This is a genomic window from Dokdonella sp., from assembly GCF_051958935.1.
Classification (GTDB): domain Bacteria; phylum Pseudomonadota; class Gammaproteobacteria; order Xanthomonadales; family Rhodanobacteraceae; genus Dokdonella_A.
This window is the reverse complement of the sequence record NZ_JBQCFP010000087.1, coordinates 1-7,176: the sequence shown is the minus strand read 5'-3', so window position 1 is coordinate 7,176 and position 7,176 is coordinate 1. Positions and strand designations below refer to the sequence as shown.

Here is a 7,176-nt window from a genome sequence, read left to right as displayed (position 1 = left end):
CGAGGGCGCGATCGAGGTCGCCGATCTCACCGTGTCCGACGTGATGGTGCCGCGCGCGCAGATGGTCTCGTTGCCGATCGACGCGCCGCTCAAGCAGATCCTCGCCGACGTACTCGAGTCCGGCCACTCGCGCTTCCCGGTACACGCAGGCGACAAGGACGAGATCCTCGGCATCCTGCTCGCCAAGGACCTCTTGCGCTGCTTCGCCGAAGGCGCCGACTGCGACATCCGCAAGCTGCTGCGCCCGGTCACGATGATCCCGGAGTCGAAGCGGCTCAACATCCTGCTCAAGGAATTCCGCCTGTCGCGCAACCACATGGCGATCGTCGTTGACGAGTACGGCGGCGTCGCCGGCCTCATCACGATCGAGGACGTGCTCGAGCAGATCGTCGGCGACATCGGCGACGAACACGACGACGATGACGACAAGCACACGATGATCCAGCCCGCGGCCAACGGCGACTTCCTCGTCAACGCGCTGACGCCGATCGCCGAGTTCAACGAGCGCTTCGGCTGCGACCTCAGCGACGAGGCATTCGATACCGTCGGCGGCATGATCACGTCCGAGATCGGCCACCTGCCCGAAGTCGGCGAGGAAACGACGCTCGGCGGCTTCCATTTCCACGTCACGAAAGCCGACGCACGTCGCGTGCAGCAGTTCGCGGTGCGGGTGCATGAGGCCTGAGAGCCGTGATGAGTGATTCGTGATGGGTGATTCGTGCAGGCGAGGCGTTCGCTCGGTGGTCGCTTGTGCGCTGCTGGTGCTGTTCCAGGCGTGCGCCATCGCCGACAACGCGTCCGCACAGCCGCAGACCGAAACGGTCGCCGCGGAATCGCGCACCGATCCCGGGCCTCCGCCTGAGGTCAGCCTGCTGACCATCGGGCCCGGCGAGATTTTCTTCGAGCGCTTCGGCCACAACGCGATCGTCGTGCGCGATCCGGCGAGCGGGCGCGCGGTCGCCTACAACTACGGCATCTTCGATTTCGACCAGCAGGACTTCCTGCTCAACTTCGCGCGCGGCCGCATGCGCTATCGCATGGCCGTCGACGAACTCGACGACGATCTCGAGATGTACCGCGAGGAGCGCCGCGAGATCGTCGAGCAACGCCTCGCGCTGACACCGCCGCAGGCACGCGACCTCGTCGCGTTCCTCGAATGGAACGCGCGGCCGGAGAACGCGCAGTACCGCTACGACTACTTCGAGGCGAACTGCTCGACGCGCGTGCGCGACGCGCTCGACCGCGCACTCGGCGGCGCGTTGCACGCGCAAAGCGAAGGCCGTTCGCGCGGCTACACCTGGCGCCTCGACGCGCTGCGCCTGATGGCGCCCGAGCCGGTGCTGATGCTGCTGATCGACCTCGGCCTCGGGCCGTACGCGGACCAGCGCATCGATTACTGGCAGGAGAGCTTCGTGCCGGCCACGCTCGCGGACGTCGTCACCGGCGTGAACAACGGCAGCGGCGCGCTGGCGGCGCCGGCAGCCACGCTCGCACGCGGCGATGTCGAACCCGCCCCCGTGCTGCCGCCCGACCTGCGCTGGCCGTTCCTCGGACTCGGCATCGTGCTCGGCGCGATCGTCTACACGCTCGGCGGTTCGGCGAGCGCGGCGCGCCGCGTACCGTTGGCGACGTTCGCGCTGCTGTTCGAGCTCTTCTGCGGCGTCGGCGGCCTGCTGTTGCTGTTCCTCTGGTTCGGCACCGAGCACCGCGCCGCGTGGCGCAACGAGAACCTGCTGCTGCTGAACCCGCTCTGCCTCGCGCTGTTGCCCGCGTGGTTCGGCATCGCGCGCGGACGCCTGCGCGATCGCCCGCGTGCGCGCGCCATCGCCTGGATCGTCGCGGTCATCGCCGCGATCGCGCTGTTCTCGAAGATCCTGCCGACGTTCGCGCAGGCGAACCTGCACTGGATCGTGCTGTTGCTGCCGATCCACCTCGCGCTCGCGCTGCGCCTGCGAAGGCCTGCCTAGCGGCATCCGCCGCCGCACCGATGCCGGCGCAGGCCGGCACCGGTGCGTGCGTGCATCAGGGCTGCGGCGATTCGAAGCCGTCGTCGAAGATCACGTCGGAGCCATCGTCGACATCGTGGATGCTGACCGAGTCGAGCACCATGGTCATGCCGAACTCACCACCCGCGGCGACCATCCACGACACCTTTTCGAAGAACTCCGGGCCGAACGTGCGGTTGATGCGGCCGAGATCGTCGGAGTCGAACAGGTCGCCACCCGGATTGAACAGTTCGAACTCCATCGCCTGCCCGCTCGTCGACGTCGGCGTCTCGAACAGGTGGATGCCGTCCGACAGCGGGTAGTCGTTGGTGAGCCACACGCCCGGGCCCGACGGCGTCGCCACGAGCGTGTCGCTCGCAGTGCCCGCGACGAGCGAGAACGTGTCGAGTCCGATCGCGTACGAGGTCGCTGCGCCCGGCTCGATCTCGAACCCCCCGGGCGACAGGCGGAACGTCATCGTCACCGGCGTGCCGACCGGCACGCCCGCGAACGGCCCGTCCGGCAGATCGTTCCAGTCCACCGTGCCGTGCGCTTCGAGCAACGCCTCGCGCGGCGCGTCGTCGTGCAGGTCGATCAGGAACGAATCGAGTGCGCCGCCCGGATCGACGCCCCAGCCGCCGATCACGAGGCCGTCGGCGGATACCGCACTCGCCGTCATCAGCGACCAGCCGGCGGGAATCGCCACGCCGCGCGCCGCCGCGTAGTCATCGAGGCGCACCATGCCGGTCGCCGGCGTCCACACGGTCGCGAAGAACATCGGGAATGCGCCACTGCGACCGACGATGACGTTGCCGTCGTCGCTGACGCCGAATGCATACGACGCGGGCGGAAAGCCCTGAGGCGCGGCGTCGCCGAGGCGCGCGCTCGCGCGTTCCGGGCGCGCCGAGACGAGCGCCGCGCGTTCGGGCGACACCGGTGCGCCGAGCGCGTGCCGGCCGGGCGCGAGCGTGGGCACGCCGAGCGGCTGCACGCCGGTCGCCGCGGTCCAGCGCCATGCCGAAGCACCGTCCGGCGTCGCATAGCCGCTGCCGACGATCACGCTACCGTCGCGGCTGCCGCCGTCCGCTTCGCCGACCGGGTTGCCATCCGCATCGACGAGATCGGTCGGCGCGCCGTCGTGCCAGAGCACGGCGCTGCGGAAGCCGTCGTCCTGGTCGTTCCAGCCCCATGCCACGCTGCCGTCGGCGCTGACGCCGTTCGCGCGTGAATAATTGCCGGGGCGGTTCACCGCGAGGCGCGTGATGCCGCTGCCGGCATCCCAGCGGAAGGCGATCGCGTTGCCGCCGTCGTCGTAGGCGAGGCCGACCGCGACCTTCGTGTCCGATACGCCGTAGCCGACGCTGAGCGTGCCGTCGAGGCCGCTGGTGCCGGGCATGCCGCCGATCTCGACCGGGCCGCCGACGAGACCGCTGTTGCTGTAGGCGAGCGCGGCGACGTCGAGCGCATCGGCATTGGTCCATGCGCCGGCGATCGGCTGGGCCCACGAACTCATGCCTTCGACTTCGACGAACCCATCGAGGACGGACGCGCCACGATCCTTGGCCCAGCGCCAGCCACTCTCGCCGGCGATGCCGGCGGCGATGCGGCCGTTGTGCGAGAGGCTCGTCATCTGGCCGTCCGGGATGTCGAGCCCGGTGAAGCTGCCGGCCTCTGCGCGTGCCGCGAGCAAGGCGACGGTGATTCCGGCGTAAAGCGATATGCGCATGTTCGATGACTCCGCTGGTGCGAGTGGTTCGGCGGGGACAGGGGCACCCGTCCGGCCCGCACTGCGGGCACGTCAATTGTCCCGAGCGCGGGCACGAACGCATTCGCGCTCCGTTCGCGTTCCGCTCGCGCCACGCCAAGTGCCTGATCGGCGAGCATTCATGTTCGACCTGCCGGCGTGGCGTGATTTGCCGCCGCGCCGCCGCACGCGGCATCATGCGCCATGGATCTCTCGACGAGCCCGTTGCCGACCGACCCGACCTGCAAGGATCCGATGGTCGTCAACTGCGTCGCCTACGCGGCCGACGGGCGCCGCCTGCGCGACATCACCGTCGAGGAAATCAGCGACGTGCTGGAGACGCCGGACGAATGGGTCTGGGTCGGCGTGCGCGAGCCGAGCGAGGAACTGCTCGACAAGCTGCAGGAGGAGTTCGGCCTGCACGAGCTCGCGGTCGAGGACGCGCACAACGCGCACCAGCGCCCGAAGATCGAAGTCTACGGCGAGTCGCTGTTCATCGTCGCGCACACGGCGCAGGTCGTCGCCAGCAAGATCGCGTTCGGCGAAACCCACATCTTCATGGGCAAGCGCTACATCGTGACCATCCGCCACGGCGCCTCGCTCAGCTACGCGAGCGCGCGGCGAGGCTGCGAGCAGTCGCAGGACATGCTCGCGCTCGGCCCGAGCTATTCGCTGTACGCGGTGCTCGACTTCATCGTCGACAACTTCTTCCCGATCGTGCGCGAGTTCCGCGAGGAACTGCAGGAACTCGAGGACGAGGTGTTCGAGGAGACGTTCAAGCGCGAGACGATCCGCCGGCTGTACGTGCTGAAGAAGGAATTGGTCACGTTGCGCCTCGCGATCGCGCCGCTGCAGGACATCACCAACCAGCTGATCCGCCAGTATCCCGGCCTCATCCGCGACGAGGTGCGGCCGTACTTCCGCGACGTCTACGACCACGCCACGCGCATCAACGAATCGACCGACACGATGCGCGAGATGCTCACCGCCGCGCTCAGCGTCAACCTCGCGCTCGTCACCGTCGCGCAGGGCGAAGTCGTCAAGCGCCTCGCCGGCTGGGCCGCGTTGCTCGCCGCGCCGACCCTGCTCGCGAGCTGGTACGGCATGAACTTCCACCACATGCCCGAACTCGACCAGCCGTGGGCCTATCCCGCGATGATCGGCGTTACCGGCGCGATCTGCGGCGTGCTGTACTGGTTGCTCAGGCGCGCCGGCTGGTTGTAGCTTTGCAGCCACAGGCTTCGCACGAGTCCCGGCGAAGGCTCGGGTCGGCGACACCGTTCGTGCCGCAACCCCGATCACTCCCGCGTGCGCATGCGCAGCACGCGCGTCATTGCGGGTGGAACGGTTCGAAACCGTCCGCGAAGATCGTGTCGCCCGCCGATTCCAGCGGGGCCGATATCGGCCGCGGCGCTACCGACGCGCTCGTAGCCGCCGCGTGCGCGCGGCTCCCGATCCCCCGGGGCCGAGGGAAAAACCGCTGCGAGCCGGCGAAGGAGATTCACCGGCCCGCATCCGTTTTGCCCGCATTTTCGAAGGTTCCTACGGCCCCTCGAAGCCATTCGCGAAAATCCTGTCGTCGCCTTCGACACTGAGCGTGATGCCGTCGAACCAGGCGTTCGTCGATGCCGTGCCCGGGCCGAATTCCTGCGCGACCAGCGTCACCGCGATCGAACTGGTGTAGGTCCAGTCCTGTTCGGTCACCGTGATCGAGGCGGGCGTCGCCGGCCGGCTCCAGTGGTTGCTGTTCGAAAGCGCCAGCGTGCCGGTTGCGTTCGGCGCGCCGCCGGTGCAATTTTCGCCACCGCTCCTGCGGTATTCCCAATACAGCTGGGCGATGTCGCCAATGGTGACGTCGGTGCCGGTACCTCGGCCCCATCCGTTGAGCGCATAGGTGCCGGGACCGGGCAGGTGAACGCACTGCACGAGGCCACCAACCGTCGAACCAGTGACGACGTTCGTCGCCGAAACGTGTGCCGAGCCGGACCCCGGCGCGCCGGTCTTGTTCTTGGTGGGATCCCAGCTGGTGACGCCGAAACTCGTCAGGCTCCAAAGACGCAGGTCCGCGTCGAAGTCGGCGTTGAGCACGAGCGGTTGCAGCGTCTGGCGCTCGATCGCGCCGAGGTCGCGCAAGCCGGGATTCGCAACGACCGGCAGGTCGACGTCGCGCGGGTTGCCGTACAGGTCCGCCGTATCGTTGACTACGCGGCTCGTGTAGTCAATCGCCGGCGAGCCCGCACGCAGCGCGTAGTCGCCGTGCTCCGGATCGACGAAACGCGGGTCCAGCTCGGTCACGTTGGGCGAGTTGCCGCCGTCGACCGAGCCGCGTTCGCTGACCATGTCGTCGAGCAGATCGTTGAGCAGGTCGAGAGGCGGGCCCGCCGTGAGGTCCAGCGTCGTCTTGCCCGGCTGCCAGATGATCGAACGGTAAAACTGGTCGGCACCTGCATAGGCGTTGCCGATCCGAATCACCGTATTGGCTGCGATCGAGTTGCCCGCAATCGTCGTGTCGTACAACTTGACGATTCCGTTGTCGCCGCTCGAGATCAGGGAACCCGACGTCGTGTTGCCGACGATCGCCACATGATGTGTCTCGAAACCCTGGCCGCCGTCGCCGCCATCGCCACGGAACACGAACTGGCCGGTATTGCCCTCGAACGTCATGCGATAAAAACGCGTGAAGCCGAACGAGCCGACCTGCACGATACCGCCAGCGGGTTGCGCTGCGTCGTCGATCGCGGCATTGCCGGCGATGCTGCCGCAGGGCTTGCCGATCGGGCAGTCGATAGCGCCCGACGGCCGCCGGACAGGATCGTTGAAGAAGACTCCATCAGAGATACCTGTCGAATTGCGCAACGCAATGGCCGCGCCGTTGGGCGCGATGTTGTCTTCGATGTAGGCATACCAAGCCACCAAGTCTGCCCGTGCGGAACCGTCGGCCGCTTCTCCGAGATAAATGCCGCCGCCGTCGACGCTGGCGGTATTCCCATTGATGCGCATGGGCCGCGCCGGATCGGTCGAGAACATCTGCAACTGGGCGATGTCGTCGCTGCCCATGACCGCGACGCCGCCGCCGTATTTCGCGTCGTTGAAAAAGATCGCGCCCGAAGTGCCGAAACCGGCGGTGCCGAGATAGGTATATGCCTTCCTGCTGCGGCTCGTGACGAGCAAGCCGCCGCCGTAGCCGTCCGACGCGTGATTGAACGCGATGGAACTGTCAGGTTGGATCATCGTCATCTCGGTGCCGTCGTTGACGATGCCCCCACCGTCCACGCGCGCGGTGTTGAGGCTGACCGCGACATCCGTGCCGATGACCAGCTCCGTGTTCGTGCCGGTGCCTTCGGCGTAGATGCCGCCGCCGTAGCTGGCGATGTTGTTGGTGATCAGGCTGTGATTGAGCTCGAGGATGCCGTCGCCCTTGAAGTAGATGCCGCCGCCCTTGCCGCT

Annotated in this window: 5 protein-coding genes; 3 read left to right on the top strand and 2 right to left on the bottom strand. The window is 67.7% G+C overall.

What is annotated here, in order from left to right; all coding sequences use genetic code 11:
• Positions 1-685, top strand: a 685-nt coding sequence (locus tag ACTHK2_RS07955) for an HlyC/CorC family transporter (RefSeq protein ID WP_440245169.1), incomplete at its 5' end; no start/stop codon positions are given.
• Positions 686-740: 55 nt separating this feature from the next.
• Complete coding sequence (locus ACTHK2_RS07950) at positions 741-1,967, top strand: lipoprotein N-acyltransferase Lnb domain-containing protein (RefSeq protein WP_440245168.1); 1,227 nt, start codon at positions 741-743, stop codon at positions 1,965-1,967.
• 55 nt (positions 1,968-2,022) lie between these two features.
• Here ACTHK2_RS07950 and ACTHK2_RS07945 read toward each other — a convergent pair whose 3' ends face one another.
• Positions 2,023-3,711: a hypothetical protein gene (locus tag ACTHK2_RS07945; protein ID WP_440245167.1), complete on the bottom strand. Its 1,689-nt coding sequence runs from the start codon at positions 3,709-3,711 to the stop codon at positions 2,023-2,025.
• A 222-nt stretch (positions 3,712-3,933) separates the two neighbouring features.
• Here ACTHK2_RS07945 and corA point away from each other — a divergent pair, with 222 nt between their 5' ends.
• A complete protein-coding gene (gene corA, locus ACTHK2_RS07940; RefSeq protein ID WP_440245166.1) occupies positions 3,934-4,953 on the top strand; it encodes a magnesium/cobalt transporter CorA in 1,020 nt (339 codons plus the stop codon).
• Between the two features lie 318 nt (positions 4,954-5,271).
• On the opposite strand, the gene ACTHK2_RS07935 is transcribed toward corA, so the two are convergent.
• The coding region (locus tag ACTHK2_RS07935; protein WP_440245165.1) for a hypothetical protein at positions 5,272-7,176 on the bottom strand (1,905 nt) is incomplete at its 5' end.

Bases quoted from the DNA above. Each gene is read 5' to 3' on its own strand.
- ACTHK2_RS07945 (WP_440245167.1), bottom strand. From the start codon at position 3,711: ATGCGCATATCGCTTTACGCCGGAATCACCGTCGCCTTGCTCGCGGCA.
- corA (WP_440245166.1), top strand. From the start codon at position 3,934: ATGGATCTCTCGACGAGCCCGTTGCCGACCGACCCGACCTGCAAGGAT.